Consider the following 24,952-nt stretch of genomic DNA (forward strand, 5'->3'; position numbering starts at 1 on the left):
GGGTAATAAAGGGTTGTTTAATGGTGTAAAATTTTTCATAAAATTTGGCTCTAAGATCGATTATTAATTCATTTTCTAAAAAATCATCAAGTTCACTGGAAAAATTATTTTTATAAAATTTTTCTATATTAAAATCTTTGATTTTCTCTCCTTGTTTTAATTTATAATAAGGTATTAAATCTTTTGCTAAAATAGGACCAAAAAGATTTGAAAATATTAATATATTTTCATCTATATATTTTTTAGCTATTTCATTCAAACTTTCATAATCTAAATATTCAAAAGCAACACCATTGTATCTTTGAACCGCTTTAGTTGTATCTTTTTTTAATATATCTTGGCTAAGATTATATAGTTCATCTTTGTCTTTGATACCAAAAAATTTTTCAAGAACATTTTCATCACATTCTTTAATAAAATTTTTGTATTTAGCAATCACTTCAAGTCTTTTATCGTATAACTTGTTAAATATGAATGATTTTTCATTTAAACAACTATGTGTATTTATTTTACTTTTTCCCTCACTAGGTGAAAATAAAATTTTCATAATAAATCCTTTATTTTTTAAAAATTATACAAAATTATTTAAAACACTTGACATTAATTCAAAATTACATTATAATTCAACTTTATTTTTTGCTGGTTTAGCTCAGTTGGTAGAGCAGCTGCCTTGTAAGCAGCAGGTCGGGGGTTCAAGTCCCTTAACCAGCTCCATTGTTAATAGCAGTGTTTGACCAGAAATAAAAAGCATTATTATTCATGGTGAGTTACTCAAGTGGCCAACGAGGGCAGACTGTAAATCTGCTGGCTTTCGCCTTCCGTGGTTCGAATCCACGACTCACCACCATTGCTTTGCGGGAGTAGCTCAGTTGGCTAGAGCATCAGCCTTCCAAGCTGAGGGTCGCGGGTTCGAGTCCCGTTTCCCGCTCCAACCTGATTTTGGTAGAGTGAAACTGGGAGCTGTTTTTAAATTCAGAATTTCTAGCAGTTTCAAATTTCCAAAATTTTATAGTTTATGTTTTTAATTTTTCTGAGCGCTCGTATGGCTCAGAGGTAGAGCACTCCCTTGGTAAGGGAGAGGTCGCGGGTTCAAGTCCCGCTATGAGCTCCATTGATTTCAAAAGATTATAAAACATAAATTAGTATTTGTTTGTAAATTTTATATGGAGGAAAAAGATGGCTAAAGAAAAATTTTCACGTAATAAGCCTCACGTAAATATTGGTACTATTGGTCACGTTGACCACGGTAAAACTACTTTAACAGCTGCTATCTCCGCTGTTCTTTCAAGAAGAGGTTTGGCTGAGCTTAAAGATTATGATAATATCGATAACGCTCCTGAAGAAAAAGAGCGTGGTATTACTATTGCTACTTCTCACATTGAGTATGAAACAGAAAATCGTCACTATGCTCACGTAGACTGCCCAGGTCACGCTGACTATGTTAAAAACATGATTACTGGTGCTGCTCAAATGGACGGTGCTATTCTTGTTGTTTCTGCTGCAGATGGCCCAATGCCACAAACTAGAGAGCACATCTTGCTTTCTCGTCAAGTAGGTGTACCATATATTGTTGTTTTCATGAACAAAGCTGATATGGTTGATGATGCTGAGTTATTGGAATTAGTTGAAATGGAAATTAGAGAATTATTAAGCTCTTATGATTTCCCAGGAGATGATACTCCGATTATTTCAGGTTCAGCTTTACAAGCTCTTGAAGAAGCAAAAGCCGGACAAGATGGTGAATGGTCTAAAAAAATCTTAGATCTTATGGCAGCAGTTGATGAGTATATTCCAACTCCAGCTCGTGATACAGATAAAGATTTCTTAATGCCTATCGAAGATGTATTCTCAATTTCAGGTCGTGGTACAGTTGTTACTGGTAGAATTGAAAAAGGTATTGTTAAAGTTGGCGATACTATTGAAATCGTTGGTATTAGAGAAACACAAAGCACTACAGTAACTGGTGTTGAAATGTTTAGAAAAGAAATGGATCAAGGTGAAGCAGGAGATAACGTTGGTGTTCTTCTTCGTGGAACTAAAAAAGAAGATGTTCTTCGTGGTATGGTTCTTGCTAAACCTAAATCAATCACTCCTCACACTGATTTTGAAGCAGAAGTTTATATTTTAAATAAAGATGAAGGTGGACGCCATACTCCATTCTTTAATAACTATAGACCACAATTTTATGTAAGAACAACTGATGTTACTGGTTCTATTCAGCTTGCGGAAGGCGTTGAAATGGTTATGCCAGGCGATAATGTTAGAATTACTGTAAGTCTTATTGCACCAGTTGCGCTTGAAGAAGGTACTCGTTTTGCTATCCGTGAAGGTGGCCGTACTGTTGGTTCAGGTGTTGTTTCTAAAATTATTAAATAATTATAAGCGAGATTTGATCTCGCTTTTTAAGGAATAAAAATGAGAATTAAAGTTGGTTTAAAATGTGAAGAGTGCGGTGATATTAATTATAGCACTTTTAAAAATAGTAAAAATACAACTGAAAAGTTAGAATTAAAAAAATATTGCCCAAGATTGAAAAAACATACAATTCATAAAGAAGTTAAATTAAAAAGTTAAGGCTTTTATAAAAAAGCCCTTAGGGCAATAGCTCCAACGGTAGAGCGCCGGATTCCAAATCCGATGGTTGGGGGTTCGAATCCCTCTTGCCCTGCCACAAAATAAGGTAAAATATGGAAAAACTAATAACTTATTTTAAATTGTCAAAAGCTGAATTAGGAAAAGTGATTTGGCCTTTGAAAGAGCAAGTTAGAAATGCTTATATTACAGTTTTTGTAGTTGTTACTGTTGTTTCATTATTTTTAGCATTAGTTGATTTGATTATGTCATTTTCATTATCTAAGATTATAGGATAGAAAAATGAATCATAAATGGTATGCAATTCAAACTTATGCAGGTAGTGAGATGGCTGTAAAAAGAGCCATAGAAAATTTAGTTAGAGATCATGGAATTCAAGAGCAATTATTAGAAGTAATTGTTCCAACTGAAGATGTGATTGAATTTAAAAATGGTAAAGAAAAAATAAGCGAAAGAAGTTTATATTCAGGCTATGTATTTGCTAATATAGACTTATCAACAGAGCTTTGGCATAAAATTCAGTCTTTACCAAAGGTTGGTCGTTTTATAGGTGAAAGTAAAAAACCAACTCCATTAAGTGAAAAAGATATCAATCTTATTTTAGAAAAGGTGAAAAATAAAGCAGCACCTAAGCCTAAAATTTCATTTGATAAAGAAGAAAGTGTAAGAATAACTGAAGGTCCTTTTGCAAACTTTGTCGGTATTGTAGAGGAATATGATATGGTTAGAGGCGTTTTAAAGCTAAATGTTTCTATATTTGGTAGATCAACTCCAGTAGAAATCTTATACTCTCAAGTTGAAAAAATAGTTTGATTATATAGTAAGTAAAGGAGAAAGGTTATGGCTAAAAAAGTCGTAGGAGAAATTAAATTACAAATAGCTGCTACTAAGGCTAATCCATCACCTCCAGTTGGTCCTGCTTTAGGTCAACAAGGTGTTAATATTATGGAATTTTGTAAGGCATTTAATGAAAGAACAAAAGATATGGCTGGTTTTAATATTCCAGTTGTTATTACTGTTTATGCAGATAAAAGCTTTACATTTATAACAAAACAACCACCAGCTACAGATTTAATTAAAAAAGCTGCAGGTATTTCTAAAGGTGCAGATAACCCTTTAAAAAATAAAGTAGGTAAATTAACTAAAGCACAAGTTTTAGAAATTGTAGATAAAAAAATCGCTGATATGAATACAAAAGATAGAGAGCAAGCTGCTAAAATTATCATGGGTTCTGCTCGTTCTATGGGTGTTGAAATCGTGGATTAATACTCTTTACCGCCAAGAGTTTAAAAAGGCGGTAGCACTTTATATAAAATGCGGAGAAAATTGATGTCTAAAAATACTAAAAGATTTACAGAATTATTAAAAAAAATAGATTCAAATAAAAACTATTTAATGGATGAGGCAATAAGCACAGTAAAAACTCTTGCTTCTGCTAAATTTGATGAAACAGTTGAAATTGCTTTAAAATTAAATGTTGATCCAAGACATGCAGATCAAATGGTAAGAGGTAGTGTTGTTTTACCTTGCGGTACAGGTAAAAAAGTTCGTGTTGCTGTTATTGCAAAAGATGCAAAAGCTGATGAAGCGAAAAATGCAGGTGCTGATATAGTTGGTAGCGATGATTTAGTAGAAGAAATTCAAAAAGGTAATATGAATTTTGATGTTTTAATTGCTACACCAAATTTAATGGGTCTAGTAGGTAAAGTAGGTCGTATTTTAGGACCTAAAGGTTTGATGCCAAATCCTAAAACAGGTACAGTAACAATGGATGTTGCTCAAGCTGTTAATAATGCTAAAAATGGACAAGTTAATTTCCGTGTTGATAAACAAGGAAACATCCATGCAGGTTTGGGTAAAGTTAGTTTTACTCAAGAACAATTAAAAGAAAATATGACAGCATTTGTGAAAGCTATTAATAAGCATAAACCAGCTGCTGCAAAAGGAAGATATATTAAAAATGCTAGTCTTTCTTTGACTATGAGTCCTTCTCTTTCTCTTGATACTCAAGAATTGCTTGATACAAAATAAAATTAATGAGAGTTTTTCTCTCATTAATAAAAATTAGATAAGATAATATCTTTTATTTTATCTAATTTTTATCTTAGATTGGAGATAGCCGAGGTCTTGGGACTTAATTAGATTTTCTGCTCTGCTTGAAATCACCGGTCGGAAAGGAGTAAAGATGACTAAAAGCCAAAAAATTGAACTTGTTTCTAAGCTTGAAGAGGGTTTTAAGGCTAGTGAAGCTGTTGTAGTTTGTAACTACAAAGGTTTAAACACTAAAAAACTTGAAGAGTTAAGAAATAATGCGAGAGAAATGGATGTTAAAGTTCAAATTATTAAAAATACTTTAGCAGGTATTGCTCTTAAAAATGCCGGCAAAGATGGAATGGAACTTAAAGATACAAATATTTATCTTTGGGGTGAAGACCAATTAAATGTTTCAAAAGTTGCTGATAAATTTAGCGAAGCTAATCAAACATTTGAAATCAAAACCGCATTTATTGATGGTGAAGTTGCTTCAGTAGATAAAGTTAAAGCTTTAGCTAAAATGCCTTCTCGCAATGAATTGCTTGCTATGCTTTTGCAAGTTTGGAATGCACCAATCACCAATTTTACAATTGGATTAAATGCATTAAAAGAAAAAAAAGAAGCTGAATAAAATTTAAAAAGGATAAAAAATGGCAATTACTAAAGAAGATGTATTAGAATTTATTTCTAACCTAAGTGTTCTTGAACTTTCAGAATTAGTAAAAGAATTTGAAGAAAAATTTGGTGTTTCTGCTGCTCCAGTTATGGTTGCAGGTGCTGCTGTTGCAGGTGCTGCTGGCGGTGCTGCTGAAGAAAAAACTGAATTTGACATCGTATTACAAGATGGTGGCGATAAAAAAATCAATGTAATTAAAGTTGTTCGTGCTTTAACTGGTCTTGGACTAAAAGAAGCAAAAGATGCTGTTGAACAAACTCCATCAGTTCTTAAAGAAGGTGTTAGCAAAGCTGAAGCCGAAGAAGCTAAAAAACAACTTGAAGAAGCTGGCGCTAAGGTTGAGCTTAAATAATTTTTTTGTTTTAAAAGAAAGGATTTTATGTCCTTTCTTGTTTTCCTTTAATTAGGATTCTTTCTTTCAATACTTTTACCATGGGGTATAATAATATGTTAAATTCACAATCAGGAAATCGTTTAAGAATAGACTTCTCGAATGTTCCACAACAAATAGACATTCCAAATTTATTACAATTACAAAAGAAAAGTTTTGATTATTTTTTAAACATAGATGCTAAAAATTCAGAAAGTGGAATTGAAAAAGTATTTAAATCTATTTTTCCAATTCATGATCCACAAAATAGATTAAGTTTAGAATATGTAAGTAGTGAAGTAGGTAAACCTAAGTACACTATTAGAGAGTGCATGGAAAGAGGTTTGACTTATTCTGTAAATTTAAAAATGAAAATCCGTTTAACTTTACATGAAAAAGATGAAAAAACGGGTGAAAAAATTGGTATAAAAGATATTAAAGAACAAGAAATTTATATTAGAGAAATCCCTTTAATGACAGATAGAATTTCTTTCATAATTAACGGAGTTGAAAGGGTTGTAGTAAATCAACTTCATAGAAGTCCGGGTGTTATATTTAAAGAAGAAGAAAGTTCTACTGTTGCAAATAAATTAGTATATACAGCCCAAATCATACCAGATCGTGGTTCTTGGCTTTATTTTGAATATGATGCTAAAGATGTGCTTTATGTGCGTATTAATAAAAGAAGAAAAGTGCCTATTACAATTTTATTTAGAGCACTTGGTTATAAAAAACAAGACATTATAAAATTATTTTACCCTATACAAACTATTCATGTTAAAAAAGATAAATTCTTAACTGAATTTAATCCAAATGACTTTTTAGATAGAGTTGAGTATGACTTGAAAGATGAAAAAGGCAATGTAATTCATCAAGCTGGTAAAAGAATGACAAAGAAAAAGGCTGAACAGCTTGTAAAAGATGGGGTTAAATGGGTTGAATATCCAGTTGAAATTTTAACAAATAGATATTTGGCTAATCCTATTATTAATAAAGAAACTGGTGAGGTTTTGTTTGATTCTTTAACGCTATTAGACGAGGGAAAACTAGCAAAAATTAAAGAGGAAAAACAGTTTGATATTGCTAATGACTTAGCTAATGGAGTAGATGCTGCTATTATTAATTCTTTCATTCAAGATAATGAAACTTTAAAATTGTTAAAACAAACTGAGAATATAGATGATGAGAATGATTTAGCAGCTATTAGAATTTATAAAGTAATGAGACCAGGCGAACCGGTAGTAAAAGATGCTGCAAAAGCTTTTGTGAATGATTTATTTTTCAATCCTGAAAGATATGATCTAACAAAAGTTGGTCGTATGAAAATGAATCATAAATTAGGCTTAGATACGCCTGAATATGTTACGATTTTAACCAATGAAGATATAGTAAAAACTGCAAAATATTTAATTAAAGTAAAAAATGGTAGAGGTCATATTGATGATAGAGACCATTTAGGTAATCGTCGTATAAGATCAATAGGAGAACTTTTAGCTAATGAACTTCATGTAGGTCTTGCTAAAATGCAAAAATCAATTAGAGATAAATTTACGGCTTTAAATACAGATATTGATAAAGTAATGCCTTATGATTTGATTAATCCTAAGACAATTACTGTTACAATTATGGAATTTTTTACCGGCGGTCAATTATCTCAATTTATGGATCAAACAAACCCATTGAGTGAAGTGACTCATAAACGTCGTTTATCAGCACTTGGTGAAGGTGGTTTAGTAAAAGAAAGAGCAGGTTTTGAAGTACGTGATGTTCATGCAACGCATTATGGAAGAATTTGTCCTGTTGAAACTCCAGAAGGTCAAAACATCGGATTAATTAATACACTTTCAACTTATGCTAAAGTAAATGATCTAGGTTTTGTTGAAGCACCTTATAAGAAGGTAGAAAATGGAAAAGTAAGCAATGAAATTGTTTACTTGACTGCTACTCAAGAAGAGGGCTTGGTGATTGCAGCGGCTTCAACTAAAATTGATGAAAAAGGTAATATTGTTGAGGAATTTGTTGAAGCAAGACAAGATGGTGAAACAATCCTAGCAAGAAGGGAAGAAGTACATTTGATTGACCTTTGTTCAGGCATGATAGTAGGGGTTGCAGCTTCTTTGATTCCATTTTTGGAGCATGATGATGCAAACAGAGCTTTAATGGGTTCAAACATGCAACGTCAAGCAGTGCCTTTACTAACCGCACAAGCACCTATAGTAGGTACTGGTATGGAAAAAATCATTGCTCGTGATGCTTGGGAGGCTATTAAAGCTAAAAGAGCAGGGATTGTAGAAAAAGTTGACAATAAAAATATTTTTATTTTGGGCGAAGATGAAAATGGTCCATTTATAGATCATTACAAAATGGAAAAAAATCTAAGAACAAATCAAAATACAACTTTTACACAGCATCCAATTGTTAAAAAAGGAGAATTTGTTCAAGTAGGTCAAATCATTGCAGATGGCCCAAGTATGGATCAAGGCGAACTTGCTATTGGTAAGAATGCCTTAATCGCATTTATGCCATGGCATGGGTATAACTATGAAGATGCTATTGTAATTAGTGAGAAAATTTTACGTGAAGATACTTTTACTAGTGTTCATATTTATGAAAAAGAAGTAGAGGCTAGAGAGCTTAAAGATGGTGTAGAAGAAATTACAAAAGATATTCCAAATGTAAAAGAAGAAGATTTAGCACATCTTGATGAGAGTGGTATCGCTAAAATAGGAACTCATATAAAGCCTGGTATGATTTTGGTAGGTAAAGTTTCACCTAAGGGTGAAGTAAAACCTACACCTGAAGAAAGATTATTAAGAGCTATTTTTGGTGAAAAAGCTGGACATGTTGTAAATAAATCTTTATATGCAACCGCCTCATTAGAAGGTGTTGTTGTAGATGTAAAAATCTTTACTAAAAAAGGTTATGAAAAAGATGCACGCGCTATAAAAGCTTATGATGATGAAAAATTAAATCTTGAAAAAGAACATCATGATAGACTTTTAATGATGGATAGAGAAGAAACTTTAAGAGTATGTTCTTTACTTTCTAAATCAGCTTTAAATTCAGATGAAGAAATAAATGGTGTTAAATATAAAAAAGGCTCTAAAGTAGAAATTACAGAATTAGAAAAAATCAATCGTTTTGCGTTAAATTCTTTAGTTAAAGCTTATTCTAAAGAAGTACAAAAAGAATATGATGATTTAAAAAATCATTTCCAAAATGAGAAGAAAAAACTTAAAACAGAGCATGATGAAAAATTAGAAATTTTAGAAAAAGATGATATTTTACCAAGTGGGGTAGTAAAACTTGTTAAAGTATATATCGCGACTAAGAGAAAATTGAAAGTTGGGGATAAAATGGCAGGACGCCATGGAAATAAAGGTATTGTGTCTAATATCGTTCCAGAAGTTGATATGCCATATTTACCTGATGGAAGACCTATTGATATAGCCTTAAATCCTCTAGGGGTTCCAAGTCGTATGAATATAGGACAAATTCTTGAAAGTCATTTGGGGATTGTTGGTATGAGACTAGGTGATCAAATTCAAGAAATTTTTGATAGAAAACAAAAAGATTTTGTAAAAGAATTACGTGAAAAAATTCTTGAAATTTGTAGTGTATCTAGACTTGAATTAGAAAAGAAATTTGTGCAAACTTTAAATGATGAACAGCTTATTTCTTATGCTAGAGATTGGGCTAAAGGAGTGAAATTTGCTACTCCTGTATTTGAAGGCGTAACGGTTGAAGAATTTGGTAAGCTTTTTGAAATGGCTAAAATAGCTATGGACGGAAAAAGCGAACTTTATGATGGAAGAACTGGTGAAAAAATGGCAGAGCGTGTGCATGTTGGATGTATGTATATGCTTAAATTACACCATTTAGTAGATGAAAAAGTTCACGCAAGAAGTACTGGACCTTATAGTCTTGTAACACAACAACCAGTTGGTGGTAAGGCTTTATTTGGTGGACAAAGATTTGGTGAGATGGAGGTTTGGGCTCTTGAAGCTTATGGAGCAGCTCATACTCTAAGAGAAATGTTAACCATAAAATCTGATGATGTTGAAGGTAGATTTAGTGCTTATAAAGCTTTAACAAAAGGTGAGAATGTTCCAGCAACAGGTATTCCAGAGACATTCTTTGTACTTACAAATGAATTAAAATCTCTTGCTTTAGATGTTGAGATTTTTGATAAGGATGAGAATAATGAGTAAATTTAAACCTATCGAAATAAAAGAAGATGGTAGACCTAGAGACTTTGAAGCTTTTCAATTAAGACTTGCAAGTCCTGAAAAAATCAAATCATGGTCTTATGGCGAAGTAAAAAAACCAGAAACAATTAATTATAGAACTTTAAAGCCTGAAAGAGACGGGCTTTTTTGCGCTAAAATTTTTGGACCAGTAAGAGATTATGAATGTCTTTGTGGTAAGTATAAAAAAATGCGTTTTAAAGGCATTAAGTGTGAAAAATGTGGTGTTGAAGTTACTAGTTCTAAAGTACGCCGCTCAAGAATGGGGCATATCGAGCTAGTTACACCAGTAGCACATATATGGTATGTAAATTCTTTGCCAAGTCGTATCGGCACTTTACTTGGTGTAAAGATGAAAGACTTAGAGCGCGTATTGTATTATGAAGCATATATAGTAGAAAATCCAGGTGATGCATACTATGATAATGAAAATACTAAAAAAGTTGAATTTTGTGATGTATTAAATGAAGAGCAGTATTTAAATTTAATGCAACGCTATGAAAGTAGTGGATTTAAAGCTAGAATGGGTGGTGAAGTTGTTAGAGATTTACTAGCAAATTTAGATCTTGTTGAGCTTTTAAATAAATTAAAAGAAGATATTGCAGCAACTAATTCAGAAGCAAAGAAAAAAACTATCATCAAACGCTTAAAAGTGGTGGAAAATTTCTTAAATAGTAATTTAAATACTAATACAAATAGTGATGAAGTAGTTCCAAATCGTCCTGAATGGATGATGATTACAAATTTACCTGTATTACCACCTGATTTAAGACCTTTGGTAGCTTTAGATGGTGGAAAATTTGCAGTTTCTGATGTGAATGATTTATATAGAAGAGTTATTAATAGAAATACACGTTTAAAAAGACTTATGGAGCTTGATGCGCCTGAAATTATCATTAGAAATGAAAAAAGAATGCTTCAAGAAGCAGTCGATGCTTTATTTGATAATGGTAGAAGAGCAAATGCAGTTAAAGGTGCAAATAAACGTCCATTAAAATCTTTAAGTGAAATCATCAAAGGAAAACAAGGTCGTTTCAGACAAAATCTACTTGGTAAAAGAGTGGATTTTTCAGGTCGTAGTGTTATTGTTGTTGGGCCAAAACTTAGAATGGATCAATGCGGCTTGCCTAAAAAAATGGCTTTAGAATTATTTAAACCACATTTGTTAGCTAAGCTTGAAGAAAAAGGTTATGCAACTACTGTAAAACAAGCTAAAAAAATGATTGAAAATAAAACCAATGAAGTTTGGGAGTGTTTAGAAGAGGTTGTTAAAGGTCATCCTGTAATGCTTAATCGTGCACCAACCTTACATAAGCTTTCCATCCAAGCTTTCCATCCTGTGCTTGTAGAGGGTAAGGCAATTCAACTTCATCCATTGGTGTGTGCAGCATTTAATGCTGACTTTGACGGGGACCAAATGGCTGTACATGTACCTTTATCTCAAGAAGCAATAGCTGAGTGTAAAGTATTAATGCTTTCATCTATGAATATCTTGCTTCCAGCAAGTGGTCGTTCTGTGACTGTACCTTCTCAAGATATGGTTTTGGGGATTTATTATCTATCTTTAGAAAAAGATGGTGCTAAGGGTGAGCATAAAATTTGTACAGGTATTGAAGAGGTTATGATTGCTCTAGAAGCAAAATCTTTAGATATTCATGCAAGTATTAGAAGCGTAGTTGATGGAAGAAAAATCACAACAACTGCGGGAAGATTAATCATTAAGTCTATCTTACCTGATTTTGTTCCTGAAAATATGTGGAATAAAGTCATGAAGAAAAAAGATATTGCAGCTTTGGTTGATTATGTTTATAAAGAAGGCGGTCTTGAAGTAAGTGCTAGCTTTTTAGATAAATTAAAAGATCTTGGTTTTGAATATGCAACAAAAGCGGGTATTTCTATTTCAATTGCTGATATTATTGTGCCTGATCAAAAGCAAAAAAGTATAGAAGAAGCTAAAAAACAAGTAAGAGAAATCCAAAATTCATATAATTTAGGTTTGATTACTTCAGGCGAAAGATATAACAAGATTATTGATATTTGGAAAAGCACTAATAATGTCTTATCAAAAGATATGATGGAGTTGATTAAAAAAGACAAAGAAGGATTTAACTCTATTTATATGATGGCAGATTCTGGTGCTAGGGGTTCAGCAGCTCAAATTTCACAGCTTGCTGCGATGAGGGGTCTTATGGCTAAACCTGATGGTTCTATTATTGAAACACCGATCATTTCGAACTTCCGTGAAGGACTAAACGTTCTTGAATATTTCATTTCAACCCACGGTGCTAGAAAAGGTCTTGCAGATACAGCGTTGAAAACAGCAAATGCAGGTTATTTGACAAGAAAACTTATCGATGTGGCGCAAAATGTAAAAGTTACAATGGAAGATTGTGGTGCACATGAGGGTGTTGAGATTAATGAAATTACCGCAGATGGTGTTGTGATTGAAACCTTAGAAGAAAGAATTTTAGGAAGAGTTTTAGCTGAAAATATTATTGACTCTATTACTAATGAGATTTTATTCTCAGAAGGTACTTTAGTAGATGAGGAAAAAGCTAGAATTATTGTTGAAAGTGGAGTAAAGAGTGTAAGCATTAGAACTCCTATTACTTGTAAAGCTAAAAAAGGAGTTTGTTCTAAATGCTATGGTATTAACCTAGGCGAAGGAAAATTAGTTAAACCAGGTGAGGCTGTAGGTATTATATCTGCTCAATCAATCGGTGAGCCAGGAACACAGCTTACGCTAAGAACTTTCCACAGCGGTGGTACTGCTAGTACAGATTTACAAGATCGTCAAGTGGTAGCACATAAAGAAGGTTTTGTAAGATTTTATAATCTTAATACCTATGAAGATAGACAAGGTAAAACTATAGTGGCTAATCACCGCAATGCTGCTATTTTACTTGTGGAGCCAAAAATCAAAGCTCCATTTAAAGGAACTATCCATATTGAGCATGCATATGAAGATGTGGTAGTTAGTGTTAAGGCAAAAAATAATGAAGCTAAATTTATATTAAGAAAATATGACTTAGCAAAAGCTAATGAGCTTGCAGGTGTAAGTGGTAATATCGAAGGTAAATTATATATTCCATATAGTGATGGTGCTGAAGTAGCTGAAAATGAAAGTATTGTAGAGGTAATCAAAGAGGGTTGGAATATACCAAACCGTATCCCTTATGCGAGTGAATTGCTAGTAAAAGATGGCGATCCTATCACTCAAGATATTGTAGCTGGTGCAAAAGGTACCTTGAAGTTTTATATGCTTAAAGGGGATGGTTTAGATAGAATTAGAAATCTTAAAAAAGGTGATGTAGTTAAAGAAAAAGGTGTTTTTGTTGTTATTGCTGATGAAAATGATAGAGAAGCAAAAAGACACTATATACCAAGAGATTCTGTGATTGAATTTGATGATAGTACTTTTGTGGATAATCCTAAAACTATCATAGCAAAATCAAGCAAAGAAGATAAAACTATCATTGCTGAATGGGATGCATATAATAATACTGTAATTGCAGAAGTTGCAGGTACAATTAACTTTGAAGATATTGAATCAGGCTATAGTGCTGATGAGCAAATTGATGAAGCAACTGGTAAAAGATCACTTGTTATTAATGAGTATTTACCAAGTGGAGTGCGTCCAGCGTTGTTAATCATAGGTGAAAACGATAAAGTGGTGCGTTATCAACTCGAACCAAAAACTGTTATTTATGTAAACGATGGCGATAAGGTTAAGCAAGCTGATATCTTAGCTAAAACACCAAAGGCAGCAGCTAAATCAAAAGATATTACTGGAGGTCTTCCAAGGGTATCTGAATTATTTGAAGCAAGAAAGCCAAAAAATACTGCTGTTGTGGCTGAAATTGACGGGGTTGTTAGATTTGATAAACCTTTAAGATCAAAAGAAAGAATCATTATCCAAGCAGAAGATGGAAGTAGCGCAGAGTATTTAATTGATAAATCAAAACGCATTCAAGTAAGAGATGGTGAATTTATTCATGCGGGTGAAAAATTAACCGATGGAGTTATTTCAAGTCATGATGTGCTTAGAATTTTAGGTGAAAAAGCATTGCATTATTATCTTATTTCTGAAATTCAGCAAGTTTATCGTGGTCAAGGTGTTGTGATTTCTGATAAGCATATTGAAATCATCGTATCACAAATGCTAAGACAAGTAAAAATTGTTGATAGTGGTCATACAAACTTTATTGTAGGTGATTTGGTTTCAAGAAGAAAATTTAGAGAAGAAAATGAAAGAATTTTAAGATATGGCGGTGAACCTGCTGTAGCTGAGCCTGTGTTGCTTGGGGTTACAAGAGCAGCTATTGGAAGTGATAGTGTGATTTCGGCTGCTTCATTCCAAGAAACAACAAAGGTTTTAACAGAAGCAAGTATTGCAGGTAAATTTGACTATCTTGAAGATCTAAAAGAAAATGTAATCTTAGGTCGCATGATTCCTGTTGGTACAGGTCTTTATGGAGATCAAAATTTAAAGCTTAAACAACAAAATTAATTTTCAATCCTAGCAATTTTGCTAGGATTTTTTAAGTATTTTATGTTTAAAATAATTGATTTAGAACAATATAAAAGAAAAGAACATTTTAACTTTTATACTCAAAATATTCCTTGCTCGTTTGAAATTACTGTTAAATTAGATATTAGTTCTTTTTATTATTTTATTAAAAACAATAATTATGAATTCTACCCTTGTTTTATCCACACTATTAGTAAAAGTATAAATGCTTTTGATAATTTTAAATTTAGTTTAGATCAAAACAAACAACTAATATGTTATGATATTATCCATCCTTCTTATACTATTTTTCATAAGGACTCTAAAACTTTTTCTGTTCTTTGGACTTTCTATAAAGAAAATTTAAATGATTTTTTATCTTTATATGAAGAGGATAAACAATTAATAAAAAACGATAAAAGTATGTTTTTAAAAGAACCTATAGATAATCTTTTTAATATTTCTGCTATTCCTTGGATAGTTTTTGAAAATTTTTCTTTACACTTGCCAAAAAAAGAGCAGTATTTCTTTCCTATTATAACAAGTGGAAAGATTATAAAAGAAAATAAAAAATTTCTCATTCCTTTTAGTATTAATGTTAATCATGCCACCAATGATGCTTATCACATTTATTTGTTTTTAGAAAAACTCCAAGAAAACCTTAATAGTTTATAATTTTATAAGTAAAATTTAGATATTATCCAAAGTTTATTATTTTATTAATGAAAGGAATTACTGTGCCAACCATAAATCAATTGGTTAGAAAAGAGCGCAAAAAAGTTTTAGAAAAATCTAAATCACCAGCGCTTAAAAATTGCCCACAAAGAAGGGGAGTTTGTACTAGGGTTTATACAACAACTCCTAAAAAACCAAACTCAGCGTTAAGAAAAGTTGCCAAAGTAAGACTTACAAGTGGCTTTGAAGTTATTAGTTATATCGGTGGTGAAGGTCACAACCTACAAGAACACAGCATTGTTTTAGTGCGTGGTGGTAGGGTAAAAGACTTACCAGGTGTTAAGTATCACATTGTTCGTGGTGCCTTAGATACTGCAGGTGTTGCAAAAAGAACTGTTTCTCGTTCTAAATATGGTGCAAAACGCCCTAAAGCAGCTAAGTAATAAGATTGCAGACAAATCCGTTAGATTTGATTTTGTTTGAGTAAAATTATAAATTTGAAGGAAAATTATGAGAAGAAGAAAAGCTCCGGTAAGAGAAGTCTTGCCAGATCCGATTTATGGAAACAAAGTAATCACAAAATTCATTAATTCTTTAATGTATGATGGTAAAAAAAGCACGGCTACGACTATTATGTATGGTGCTTTAGAAGCTATCGATAAAAAAGGTGGAGAAAAAAAAGGCATAGAAATTTTTAATGATGCTATTGAAAATATCAAGCCTTTATTAGAAGTTAAATCTCGTCGTGTTGGTGGTGCTACTTATCAAGTTCCAGTAGAAGTACGCCCAGCTAGACAACAAGCTTTAGCTATAAGATGGATTATTTCTTTTGCTAGAAAAAGAAGTGAAAGAACTATGATTGAAAAATTAGCAGCTGAATTATTAGACGCAGCTAATAGTAAAGGCGCTTCATTTAAGAAGAAAGAAGATACTTATAAAATGGCAGAAGCTAATAAAGCATTTGCTCATTATCGTTGGTAAGAGGAGTAAAACATGTCAAGAAGTACTCCTTTAAAAAGAGTTAGAAATATAGGTATTGCAGCTCACATTGATGCTGGTAAAACAACTACTAGTGAAAGAATTCTTTTCTTTACAGGTATGAGTCATAAAATTGGCGAAGTACATGATGGTGCAGCTACAATGGACTGGATGGAACAAGAAAAAGAAAGAGGTATTACAATTACTTCTGCTGCTACAACTTGTTTTTGGAAAAATCACCAAATAAACCTTATAGACACTCCAGGCCACGTTGACTTTACAATCGAAGTTGAAAGATCAATGCGTGTTTTAGATGGTGCTGTTGCAGTATTTTGTTCAGTAGGTGGAGTTCAACCACAATCAGAAACTGTTTGGAGACAGGCTAATAAATACGGTGTTCCAAGAATTGTTTTTGTAAATAAAATGGATAGAATTGGTGCAAATTTCTTTAATGTAGAAGAGCAAATTAAAAATCGCTTAAAAGGCAACCCAGTTCCACTTCAAATTCCAATTGGTGCTGAAGATAATTTCAAAGGTGTGATTGATCTTATCACTATGAAAGCTTTAGTATGGGAAGATGAAAGCAAACCAACTGATTATGTAGAAAAAGAAATTCCAGCTGAGCTTAAAGAAAAGGCTGAAGAATATCGTGTAAAAATGATAGAAGCTGTTTCTGAAACAAGCGATGAATTAATGGAAAAATATTTAGGTGGTGAGGAGCTTACTCAAGAAGAAATCAAAGCAGGTATTAAAGCAGGATGCTTAAGTCTTTCTATGGTTCCTATGCTTTGTGGTACGGCTTTTAAAAACAAAGGTGTTCAACCATTGCTTGATGCTGTTGTTGCTTATTTACCAGCTCCTGATGAAGTTGCTAATATCAAAGGTGAGTATGAAGATGGTACAGAAGTTTCTGTAAAATCAACTGATGATGGTGAATTTGCAGGTCTTGCATTTAAAATTATGACTGACCCATTTGTTGGACAATTAACTTTCGTTCGTGTATATAGAGGGAGTTTAGAAAGTGGTTCTTATGCATATAATTCAACAAAAGATAAAAAAGAAAGAATTGGTCGTCTTTTGAAAATGCACTCTAATAAAAGAGAAGAGATTAAAACTTTATATGCAGGAGAAATTGGAGCGGTTGTTGGTCTTAAAGACACACTTACTGGTGATACCTTAGCAAGTGAAAAAGATAAAGTTATTTTAGAGAGAATGGATTTTCCAGATCCTGTTATTTCAGTTGCTGTTGAGCCTAAAACAAAAGCAGATCAAGAAAAAATGTCTATTGCTTTAAATAAATTAGCTCAAGAAGATCCAAGCTTTAGAGTTTCTACAGATGAAGAAAGTGGTCAAACTATCATCTCAGGTATGGGTGAGCTTCACTTAGAAATTATTGTTGATAGAATGCTTCGTGAGTTTAAAGTTGAAGCAGAAGTTGGTCAACCTCAAGTTGCTTACCGTGAAACTATTAGAAAAACAGTTGAGCAAGAGTACAAATACGCTAAACAATCAGGCGGTCGTGGTCAGTATGGTCATGTATTCTTAAGACTTGAGCCGCTTGAGCCAGGCAGTGGTTATGAGTTTGTAAATGATATCAAAGGTGGGGTAATTCCAAAAGAATATATTCCAGCGGTTGATAAAGGTGTTCAAGAAGCATTACAAAACGGTGTTTTAGCAGGATATCCTGTTGAAGATGTTAAAGTAACTGTTTATGATGGAAGCTATCACGAAGTGGATTCTTCTGAAATGGCATTTAAACTTGCAGCTTCTATGGGCTTTAAAGAAGGTGCTAGAAAAGCAGGTGCGGTAATCTTAGAACCTATGATGAAAGTTGAAGTTGAAACTCCAGAAGAATATATGGGTGATGTTATTGGAGATTTAAATAAACGTCGTGGTCAAGTAAATTCAATGGATGAAAGAGGTGGTAATAAAATTATTACAGCATTTTGTCCTTTGGCTGAGATGTTTGGTTACTCAACTGATCTTAGAAGTCAAACTCAAGGTCGTGCTACTTATTCTATGGAATTTGATCACTATGATGAAGTTCCAAAAAACGTTTCTGAAGAAATTATCAAAAAAAGAAATGGTTAATCTACCAAGATGGGCAAAAAGCTCATCTTGAATTATTTATGTCCTTTTGAATTAATTAAATTAATTATTCCTTCATTAATTTCATATGCCTTTCCAAAACCTTTAATATATCTTCCGTTTTTCAGTATAAGTTGAAATAAATGAAAATCTTGCATATTTTTAATGACTTGGATTATTTCTTTATTGCTTTCATTTTCATAAGTATTTAATACTTGCTCAAAGAGTTGATTATCTCTTGTTATTTCTATACACTCTATTCTAAATTTAAGTCTTTTTCTTGCAAAGATTGACATGCAATCTTTTTCATCTTCTATAAACATAATTTCTATGTTTTTATTATTGTATTTTACTCCTTCAAAGTGTTCAGCAATTTCACTAATATAAATATAAAAGTCATTTTTAATTTTTATAATAGGTGTATATGAACATATGGTTTGATTATTTAAATTTAAAGAAGATACCATAATGCTTTTGCATTCTTGTATAAATTGATTGATTTCATCATGTAATTGCATATATATTTTCCTTATAGGTTAGAATGGATAAGTTAAGGACTATATGAGAGCAAAAAGAAGAGTTTGTTTACTCTTCTTCATCAGTATTCTTGCGTACAACTTTAATGCGTTCTATACTATTTCCATCCATCTTTTTGACTTCATAGTAGCAGAATTCATCTTCTATTCTATCTCCAACAACCGGTAAGCGTCCTAAGAGATTAAAAACATATCCACCTATAGTGACTTGTTCTAGCTCTTCATTAAAGCGTATATCAAGCATTTCTTCTACTTCGCTAATTTCATATCTTCCTTGAAATTCATAAATGTTTTCTGCAAGTTTTTTAAAATGTGGACTAGAATCATCATGCTCATCGTTAATATCTCCAACGATTTCTTCCATAATATCTTCCATGGTTAAAAGTCCAGCTGTGCCACCATATTCATCCACTACTAATGCCGTGTGCACTTGTTCTTTATTCATCATGAAAAGGACTTTGGATATGCTGATATTTTCTGGAACTAAGATCATTTTGATTAAAAAATCATCTAAATTTTTCTTATCTTTACTAAGTTCATTTTGCATGATGTCTCTAATGTGTACCATACCCAAAATGATATCTTTAGAACCATCTATATATGGAAAGCGTGTGTGTTTGTATTGACAAACTATTTGCATATTTTCTTCATAGCTTTTTTGTTTGTTAAGACATATCATATCTTTTCTAGGTGTCATGATTTCTTTTGCTACTGTATCTGAAAAATCAACAGCATTACGTATGATTTCAGTTTCAAACTCATCCAAAACTCCACCTTTTTGGCTTTCACTCGCAATAAATTTGATTTCTTCTTCAGAGTGGCTTAATTCATGTTCTTTAGCAGGTTTAATACCTATAACTTTTAAAGAAATTGCAGCTAAAAAGTCAAATGTTTTGATGAAAGGTAGGAAAAGTAACCAAAATAAATGTAATGGTCTTGCAACCCATAAAACAGCTTTATCTGCAATAGCGATAGCAACGCTCTTTGGAACTAATTCACCTAATACAACATGCAATAATGTGATAATAGCAAAAGCGATAACAAATGCTATAGTATGAATTAATGCTGGAGCTAAGCCTAAATTTGCCAAAGGAACTTCAAGAATTTTAGCAATAGCAGGCTCACCTATCCAACCAAGAGCAAGAGAGCTTAGCGTAATACCAAGTTGGCAGGCGCTTAAATAAGTATCTAGTTTTGAGGTTACTTCTAAAGCTTTTTTTGCATTACGTTTTTTTTCTTTTACCATTTCTTCGAGTTTTGATCTACGTACTTTAACAATAGCAAATTCAGATAAAACAAAAAATCCATTTAAAAGCACTAAAGCTAATGCAACAAGAATCATAAAAGTAGAATAGCCTACATCAATTGAGGCAACAGCGGGTAATGTTTGATTTAAGTCTAAAGATTGACTGGGGTCCAAAAAAACTCCTTTAATAAAATTTTTGCAAAATTATATCAAATCAAAACTATAAAATTAGCTTAAAATAAACGACATATTTTAAATTAATTTATGTTTTCTATATTCAATATTTTTTTCAAATTCATCTAAACGTTTATAAATGCTACGCAATTGTGTGATAGTTGTCCAATTGGTAATAAAAATACTAAATGATGATCTAACTTGATCAAAAGCATTGCCAACTTGTATGATAATTCCAAGTTGTATAAGTCCTAAAAACAAGCTTGGAGCCATGATTAAAAAAGGCACTATAACCATGATTTGCTCAAATAAATAAAGCCATATATTAAAATACCCATAATGCAAAAATAATCTTTTATAATTGATTTTAAGTCCAGTAAATAAACTTAAAATACTTTCATCGCTCGCATAATTTTTTCTATCATCTTCAGCAAAAACAAGTTCTTTTCTAAAAGCAGCTTCGGCTTTTTGATTATTATATTCAAGACCAGGTAATTTAATACCAACAAACCATGATATAACAAGACCTCCCAAAGAAACCAAAAATGCAATCCATACCAAGGAGCCATTAATGTCTTTTAAGATAGGTAAATTAACATGCGCACTTAACATCCACAAAATCGGAACAAAAGCAATTAAAGTCATAATTGCCTTAACAAAAGCCAATCCTAAGCTTTCTATGATTTTTGAAAAATTATAAATATCTTCTTGAATTCTTTGTGAGCTACCTTCTATGTTATCATCTTTTTTTTGCCAAAATTTAATATAATCAAAAGTCATAGCCTCACGCCATTTAAAGGCATAAATACTTCCAAAATATTGTGTGATAGTAGCGATTAATACATAAGGCAATGCTAGATATAAAAATTGCTTAATAAAATGATAAAAGTCATCTATACTATGATTTTTTGCATCTTGTAAAACATCATAAAATTCTTTATACCATTCATTTATTGCAACATTAATGGAAGTTTGAGCAAGTAAAGAAGCTAGTAAAAAAAACAAACCCAAATAAGCCCACAATGCCCATTTTTTTGAATAAAAAAAAGATTTAAACATTTAAATTTCTTTTAACATTTTTTCATAGTGTTTTATTGTATGTTTTTTTGCTTTAAAAATTATACTAAAAATCACAATAAAACAACTTGCAACTAAAAATCCAGGAATGATTTCATAAATTGCTATAAAATTTGAACCAAAATGTTTATAAAATATAACAGTTAAAGCTCCACTAACCATTCCAGCTATTGCACCTTCTTTGCTCATATTTTTATAAAATAAAGAAAATAAAATAACACTTCCAAAGCTTGCACCAAAACCAGCCCAAGCGTAAGAAACTATACCTAAAATTTGACTTTGAGTATCAAGTGAAAGTATAAAAGCTATGCAAGCAACAGCTAAAACACCTAGACGTGATAATAAAGTAATATTTTTATCATTTGCTTTTCTTTTTAAGATTTGTGTATAAAAATCTTGCACCAAGCTAGAAGCACATACTAGTAGTTGAGAACTTGCAGTACTCATAATAGCTGCCAATATAGCACTGAGTAAAATTCCTGCCACCCAAGGATTAAAAAGCACTTGAGACATTACAATAAATATTCTTTCAGGGTCATTTAAAGTGAGATTAAATTTAGCTATATAAGCAATACCTAAAAATCCTATCATAGCAGCACCAAATAAAGAAATTACCATCCAAGTTATGCCTATAAAAGTTGCAGTAGGAATTTCTTTTACATTTTTTATAGAGATAAAACGAATTAAAATGTGAGGTTGACCAAAATAACCAAGCCCCCATGCTAGGGTTGATACTACGATTAGCCAACCACCACCATCTAAACCAAAGGCTTGGGGTTTTACATCATTTATAGTAGAAAAAGCTTCGCCAAAGCCACCAAGTTCAAAAATCATCACAAAAGGAATGATGATTAATGAGCTCATCATTAAAAGTCCTTGTATCATATCAGTCCAGCATACAGCTTTATAACCACCTAAAAAAGTATATAAAACAATAACTAAAAATCCAATACTCAAGGCAAAAATATAAGGCAAATTAAATACACTTTCAAAAAGTTTAGCACCACTTACTAATCCAGCGCTAATGTAAATAGTAAAAAATACCAAAATAACTACCGCACAAATGCTTCTTAAAATATGCTTATCATCATGAAAGCGACTTTCGAAAAAATCAGGAATTGTAATACATTCTTTGGCTATTTGAGAAAAAATCTTTAATCTTTTAGCAACAAAAGTCCAGTTTAAAAACATACCAAAGCTTAAACCTATGGCTATATAAATTTGTCCCAAACCAGCTGCATATAAAGCACCAGGAAAAGCCATTAAAAGCCAACTACTCATATCAGAAGCGCCTGCACTTAAGGCAGATATTACAGGCCCCATGGAAGCATTACCAACAAAATAATCTTTACTGTTTTGATTTTTTTTGTAAAAATACAAACCTATAAAAAGCATTAAAAATGCATAGGTAATAAAAGTAATAATAATAGGATAAGAAAGTTCCACACTTTGTAAATTCATAAGTGTCCTTAAAAAATTTAAAAAACTATCATTTTACTTGTTTTGGTTTAAAAAAACATTATAAAAATTATTTTTTATTTTTTATTTCAATGCTTTATAAAGTTTTTTTGTTACAATTTTCTAAAAAATTTAAGGAAAATAAATGAAAAATCTTTTGATTGTAGGTGCAGGCGGTGTAAGTCGTGTTGCGACTGTAAAATGTGCAATGAATAGTGATATTTTTAGCAAAATAACTCTAGCAAGTAGAACTAAAAGTAAATGTGATGAAATAGCAGCTTTTATAAAAGAGCGTTTGGGTATAGAAATTCAAACTGAGCAAATAGATGCAGATGACACTGCTGCTGTTGTAGAACTTATCAAAAAAACAGGAGCTGAAATTTTACTAAATGTAGCTTTACCTTATCAGGATCTTACCTTAATGGATGCGTGTATTCAAACTAATATCCATTATGTAGATACTGCAAATTATGAACATCCTGATTTAGCTAAATTTGAATATAAAGAACAATGGGCAAGAAATGATAAATTTAAACAAGCAGGAATTTTAGGACTTTTAGGTAGCGGTTTTGATCCAGGTGTTACTAATGTATTTTGTGCTTATGCACAGCAAAATTTGTTTGATGAAATTCATTATATAGATATATTAGATTGTAATGCAGGCGATCATGGCTATGCTTTTGCAACTAATTTTAATCCTGAAATTAACTTAAGAGAAGTTTCTGCTAAAGGTCGTTACTGGGAAAATGGAAAATGGATAGAAACTGCACCTATGGAAATAAAAATGGAATGGGATTATCCTGAAGTAGGGGTAAAGGATAGCTATTTACTTTATCATGAGGAGCTTGAAAGCTTAGTAAAAAATATCAAAGGTTTAAAAAGAATAAGATTTTTTATGACTTTTGGGCAAAGCTATTTAACTCATATGAAATGTCTTGAAAATGTTGGTATGCTAGGTATTAAGCCTGTTATGCATCAAGGCAAAGAAATAATACCAATAGAATTTTTAAAAACACTACTTCCTGATCCTGCTAGTTTAGGTCCTCGCACCAAAGGTTATACTAATATAGGTTGTGTGATTCGTGGTGTAAAAGATGGAAAAGATAGACAAGTTTATATTTACAATGTTTGCAATCACGAAGAATGCTTTAAAGAAACTGGAGCGCAAGCTGTGAGTTATACTACTGGAGTTCCTGCAATGATAGGAACAAAGTTAATCGCTAAAGGAATTTGGCAAGGAAAAGGTGTGTTTAACATGGAAGAATTTGATGCTAAACCTTTTATGGATGAGTTAAATACTCAAGGACTTCCTTGGAAAATTATAGAAATGGAGCCAAATTTAGGAAAGTAATCTCAAGTCTTTTTTGACTTGAGAAAGTTTCAGTAATGACACAATTATTATTAAGTATAGATTGGACACCTTTTTTAGTTTCCATAAAGCTTTCTATTATTACTTGTATAATTTTATTTTGTTTTTGTATACCTCTTGCTTGGGTTTTTGCTTTTAAGCAATTTAGAGCAAAAAAAATTCTAGAAACCATAATAACCTTACCTTTGGTTTTACCACCATCTGTTGTTGGTTTTTACTTGTTGATTTTATTTTCAAAATACTCTTTTTTGGGTAATTTTTTAGAAAAACACTTTAATATCACTTTAGCTTTTACCTTTGAAGGTTTAGTGATAGCAAGTTGTATTTATTCTTTACCTTTTATGTTTAATCCTTTATATAATGCAATGTCTATGATTTCTAAAAATATTATAGAAGCTAGTTTTTCTTTGGGAAAAAATTCTTTCATCACACTTTTTAAAGTAATCTTACCTAGTATTAAACCAGCTATATTAAGTGCTTTAGTAATAAGTTTTGCACATACTATGGGCGAGTTTGGTATAGTATTAATGATAGGCGGCTCTTTAAGCGGAGAAACAAAAGTAGCTAGTATTGCTATATATGAAAGTATGGAAAATTTAGATTTTATCACAGCTCATATTTATAGCCTCATACTTTTAATTTTTAGTTTTATTGTTTTATTAAGTGTGAATCTTCTTAATAAACAAAAAAGATAATACACTTATATTATCTTAAAATATAATCCATTTGTTGTTTTCAAGTATTTTGAGTATAAATTTATCTAAATCAAGTTTTATCTTTAATTGTTTGTTTTCTCTTTTACTTTCTTATTTATTATCTATATTTAAGATATTATTTTCTTTATATTTGACACGAATTTTTTCATATTTTATAACAACTCATATTCTATCATTTTCCACTATTTTTCTAAAAAACTCTATCA

At 31.7% G+C, this 24,952-nt stretch carries 21 protein-coding genes and 5 tRNA genes; 21 read left to right on the top strand and 5 right to left on the bottom strand.

What is annotated here, in order from left to right; translation table 11 throughout:
• On the bottom strand, window positions 1-547 hold a 547-nt coding region (gene yaaA / locus L8X24_RS07060), incomplete at its 3' end, for a YaaA family protein (protein ID WP_263664225.1).
• Window positions 548-638: 91 nt separating this feature from the next.
• On the opposite strand from yaaA, the gene L8X24_RS07065 reads away from it, so the two are divergent.
• From L8X24_RS07065 to fusA, 19 genes are all read left to right on the top strand, one after another.
• Window positions 639-714, top strand: a tRNA-Thr gene (locus L8X24_RS07065).
• Window positions 715-761: 47 nt separating this feature from the next.
• Window positions 762-847 (top strand) — tRNA-Tyr (locus tag L8X24_RS07070).
• A 7-nt stretch (window positions 848-854) separates the two neighbouring features.
• Window positions 855-931, top strand: a tRNA-Gly gene (locus L8X24_RS07075).
• Between the two features lie 105 nt (window positions 932-1,036).
• Window positions 1,037-1,111 (top strand) — tRNA-Thr (locus L8X24_RS07080).
• A gap of 65 nt (window positions 1,112-1,176) precedes the next feature.
• A complete protein-coding gene (gene tuf / locus L8X24_RS07085; protein ID WP_039668122.1) occupies window positions 1,177-2,376 on the top strand; it encodes an elongation factor Tu in 1,200 nt (399 codons plus the stop codon).
• 39 nt (window positions 2,377-2,415) lie between these two features.
• Complete coding sequence (rpmG, locus tag L8X24_RS07090; RefSeq protein WP_012661178.1) at window positions 2,416-2,574, top strand: 50S ribosomal protein L33; 159 nt, start codon at window positions 2,416-2,418, stop codon at window positions 2,572-2,574.
• A gap of 21 nt (window positions 2,575-2,595) precedes the next feature.
• Window positions 2,596-2,671: transfer RNA gene (locus L8X24_RS07095), tRNA-Trp, on the top strand.
• Between the two features lie 16 nt (window positions 2,672-2,687).
• Window positions 2,688-2,870, top strand: coding sequence for a preprotein translocase subunit SecE (gene secE / locus L8X24_RS07100; RefSeq protein WP_012661179.1), 183 nt, complete (start codon window positions 2,688-2,690; stop codon window positions 2,868-2,870).
• A 4-nt stretch (window positions 2,871-2,874) separates the two neighbouring features.
• The gene (gene nusG / locus L8X24_RS07105; protein WP_012661180.1) at window positions 2,875-3,405 is read left to right on the top strand and encodes a transcription termination/antitermination protein NusG; all 531 of its coding nucleotides are present in this window, start codon (window positions 2,875-2,877) and stop codon (window positions 3,403-3,405) included.
• Window positions 3,406-3,432: 27 nt separating this feature from the next.
• Entirely contained in the window at window positions 3,433-3,858 is a 426-nt protein-coding gene (gene rplK / locus L8X24_RS07110) for a 50S ribosomal protein L11 (protein WP_012661181.1), read from the top strand.
• Between the two features lie 63 nt (window positions 3,859-3,921).
• A complete protein-coding gene (rplA, locus tag L8X24_RS07115; RefSeq protein WP_039617747.1) occupies window positions 3,922-4,623 on the top strand; it encodes a 50S ribosomal protein L1 in 702 nt (233 codons plus the stop codon).
• Window positions 4,624-4,777: 154 nt separating this feature from the next.
• Window positions 4,778-5,257: a 50S ribosomal protein L10 gene (gene rplJ / locus L8X24_RS07120; protein WP_263664226.1), complete on the top strand. Its 480-nt coding sequence runs from the start codon at window positions 4,778-4,780 to the stop codon at window positions 5,255-5,257.
• A 19-nt stretch (window positions 5,258-5,276) separates the two neighbouring features.
• Window positions 5,277-5,654 (top strand): 50S ribosomal protein L7/L12, encoded by a 378-nt coding sequence (gene rplL, locus L8X24_RS07125; RefSeq protein ID WP_012661184.1) that lies wholly within the window; start codon window positions 5,277-5,279, stop codon window positions 5,652-5,654.
• A gap of 95 nt (window positions 5,655-5,749) precedes the next feature.
• Window positions 5,750-9,883, top strand: a complete 4,134-nt coding sequence (gene rpoB, locus L8X24_RS07130; protein WP_263664227.1) for a DNA-directed RNA polymerase subunit beta — start codon at window positions 5,750-5,752, stop codon at window positions 9,881-9,883.
• On the top strand, window positions 9,876-14,429 hold the full coding sequence (rpoC, locus tag L8X24_RS07135; protein ID WP_263664228.1) for a DNA-directed RNA polymerase subunit beta': 4,554 nt from the start codon (window positions 9,876-9,878) through the stop codon (window positions 14,427-14,429). The genes rpoB and rpoC overlap by 8 nt, the downstream gene beginning before the upstream one ends.
• 42 nt (window positions 14,430-14,471) lie before the next feature.
• Complete coding sequence (locus L8X24_RS07140; RefSeq protein ID WP_263664229.1) at window positions 14,472-15,104, top strand: CatA-like O-acetyltransferase; 633 nt, start codon at window positions 14,472-14,474, stop codon at window positions 15,102-15,104.
• Between the two features lie 62 nt (window positions 15,105-15,166).
• Window positions 15,167-15,547 carry a 30S ribosomal protein S12 gene (rpsL, locus tag L8X24_RS07145; protein WP_263664230.1) on the top strand — a complete coding sequence of 127 codons (381 nt, stop codon included), beginning with the start codon at window positions 15,167-15,169 and terminating at the stop codon, window positions 15,545-15,547.
• A 67-nt stretch (window positions 15,548-15,614) separates the two neighbouring features.
• Complete coding sequence (gene rpsG, locus L8X24_RS07150) at window positions 15,615-16,085, top strand: 30S ribosomal protein S7 (protein ID WP_012661188.1); 471 nt, start codon at window positions 15,615-15,617, stop codon at window positions 16,083-16,085.
• A gap of 12 nt (window positions 16,086-16,097) precedes the next feature.
• Entirely contained in the window at window positions 16,098-18,173 is a 2,076-nt protein-coding gene (fusA, locus tag L8X24_RS07155) for an elongation factor G (protein ID WP_263664231.1), read from the top strand.
• Window positions 18,174-18,205: 32 nt separating this feature from the next.
• On the opposite strand, the gene L8X24_RS07160 is transcribed toward fusA, so the two are convergent.
• From L8X24_RS07160 to putP, 4 genes are all read right to left on the bottom strand, one after another.
• Window positions 18,206-18,688: a pyridoxamine 5'-phosphate oxidase family protein gene (locus L8X24_RS07160; RefSeq protein ID WP_263664232.1), complete on the bottom strand. Its 483-nt coding sequence runs from the start codon at window positions 18,686-18,688 to the stop codon at window positions 18,206-18,208.
• A 67-nt stretch (window positions 18,689-18,755) separates the two neighbouring features.
• A complete protein-coding gene (locus tag L8X24_RS07165) occupies window positions 18,756-20,126 on the bottom strand; it encodes a hemolysin family protein (RefSeq protein WP_263664233.1) in 1,371 nt (456 codons plus the stop codon).
• 78 nt (window positions 20,127-20,204) lie between these two features.
• Window positions 20,205-21,185 carry a putative transporter gene (locus L8X24_RS07170; RefSeq protein WP_039668130.1) on the bottom strand — a complete coding sequence of 327 codons (981 nt, stop codon included), beginning with the start codon at window positions 21,183-21,185 and terminating at the stop codon, window positions 20,205-20,207.
• Entirely contained in the window at window positions 21,186-22,664 is a 1,479-nt protein-coding gene (putP, locus tag L8X24_RS07175) for a sodium/proline symporter PutP (protein ID WP_263664234.1), read from the bottom strand.
• Between the two features lie 142 nt (window positions 22,665-22,806).
• On the opposite strand from putP, the gene L8X24_RS07180 reads away from it, so the two are divergent.
• Both L8X24_RS07180 and modB read left to right on the top strand, forming a co-directional pair.
• On the top strand, window positions 22,807-24,012 hold the full coding sequence (locus L8X24_RS07180) for a saccharopine dehydrogenase family protein (protein WP_263664235.1): 1,206 nt from the start codon (window positions 22,807-22,809) through the stop codon (window positions 24,010-24,012).
• A 35-nt stretch (window positions 24,013-24,047) separates the two neighbouring features.
• Entirely contained in the window at window positions 24,048-24,725 is a 678-nt protein-coding gene (gene modB / locus L8X24_RS07185; protein ID WP_263664236.1) for a molybdate ABC transporter permease subunit, read from the top strand.
• Window positions 24,726-24,952: the final 227 nt, after the last annotated feature.

This window comes from Campylobacter sp. CNRCH_2015_0814 (assembly GCF_025772765.1).
Lineage (GTDB): Bacteria > Campylobacterota > Campylobacteria > Campylobacterales > Campylobacteraceae > Campylobacter_D.

Coding starts and splice junctions, on each gene's coding strand:
- tuf (WP_039668122.1), top strand. CDS start 1,177: ATGGCTAAAGAAAAATTTTCACGTAATAAGCCTCACGTAAATATTGGT.
- rpmG (WP_012661178.1), top strand. CDS start 2,416: ATGAGAATTAAAGTTGGTTTAAAATGTGAAGAGTGCGGTGATATTAAT.
- secE (WP_012661179.1), top strand. CDS start 2,688: ATGGAAAAACTAATAACTTATTTTAAATTGTCAAAAGCTGAATTAGGA.
- nusG (WP_012661180.1), top strand. CDS start 2,875: ATGAATCATAAATGGTATGCAATTCAAACTTATGCAGGTAGTGAGATG.
- rplK (WP_012661181.1), top strand. CDS start 3,433: ATGGCTAAAAAAGTCGTAGGAGAAATTAAATTACAAATAGCTGCTACT.
- rplA (WP_039617747.1), top strand. CDS start 3,922: ATGTCTAAAAATACTAAAAGATTTACAGAATTATTAAAAAAAATAGAT.
- rplJ (WP_263664226.1), top strand. CDS start 4,778: ATGACTAAAAGCCAAAAAATTGAACTTGTTTCTAAGCTTGAAGAGGGT.
- rplL (WP_012661184.1), top strand. CDS start 5,277: ATGGCAATTACTAAAGAAGATGTATTAGAATTTATTTCTAACCTAAGT.
- rpoB (WP_263664227.1), top strand. CDS start 5,750: ATGTTAAATTCACAATCAGGAAATCGTTTAAGAATAGACTTCTCGAAT.
- rpoC (WP_263664228.1), top strand. CDS start 9,876: ATGAGTAAATTTAAACCTATCGAAATAAAAGAAGATGGTAGACCTAGA.
- L8X24_RS07140 (WP_263664229.1), top strand. CDS start 14,472: ATGTTTAAAATAATTGATTTAGAACAATATAAAAGAAAAGAACATTTT.
- rpsG (WP_012661188.1), top strand. CDS start 15,615: ATGAGAAGAAGAAAAGCTCCGGTAAGAGAAGTCTTGCCAGATCCGATT.
- fusA (WP_263664231.1), top strand. CDS start 16,098: ATGTCAAGAAGTACTCCTTTAAAAAGAGTTAGAAATATAGGTATTGCA.
- L8X24_RS07160 (WP_263664232.1), bottom strand. CDS start 18,688: ATGCAATTACATGATGAAATCAATCAATTTATACAAGAATGCAAAAGC.
- L8X24_RS07170 (WP_039668130.1), bottom strand. CDS start 21,185: ATGTTTAAATCTTTTTTTTATTCAAAAAAATGGGCATTGTGGGCTTAT.
- putP (WP_263664234.1), bottom strand. CDS start 22,664: ATGAATTTACAAAGTGTGGAACTTTCTTATCCTATTATTATTACTTTT.
- L8X24_RS07180 (WP_263664235.1), top strand. CDS start 22,807: ATGAAAAATCTTTTGATTGTAGGTGCAGGCGGTGTAAGTCGTGTTGCG.
- modB (WP_263664236.1), top strand. CDS start 24,048: ATGACACAATTATTATTAAGTATAGATTGGACACCTTTTTTAGTTTCC.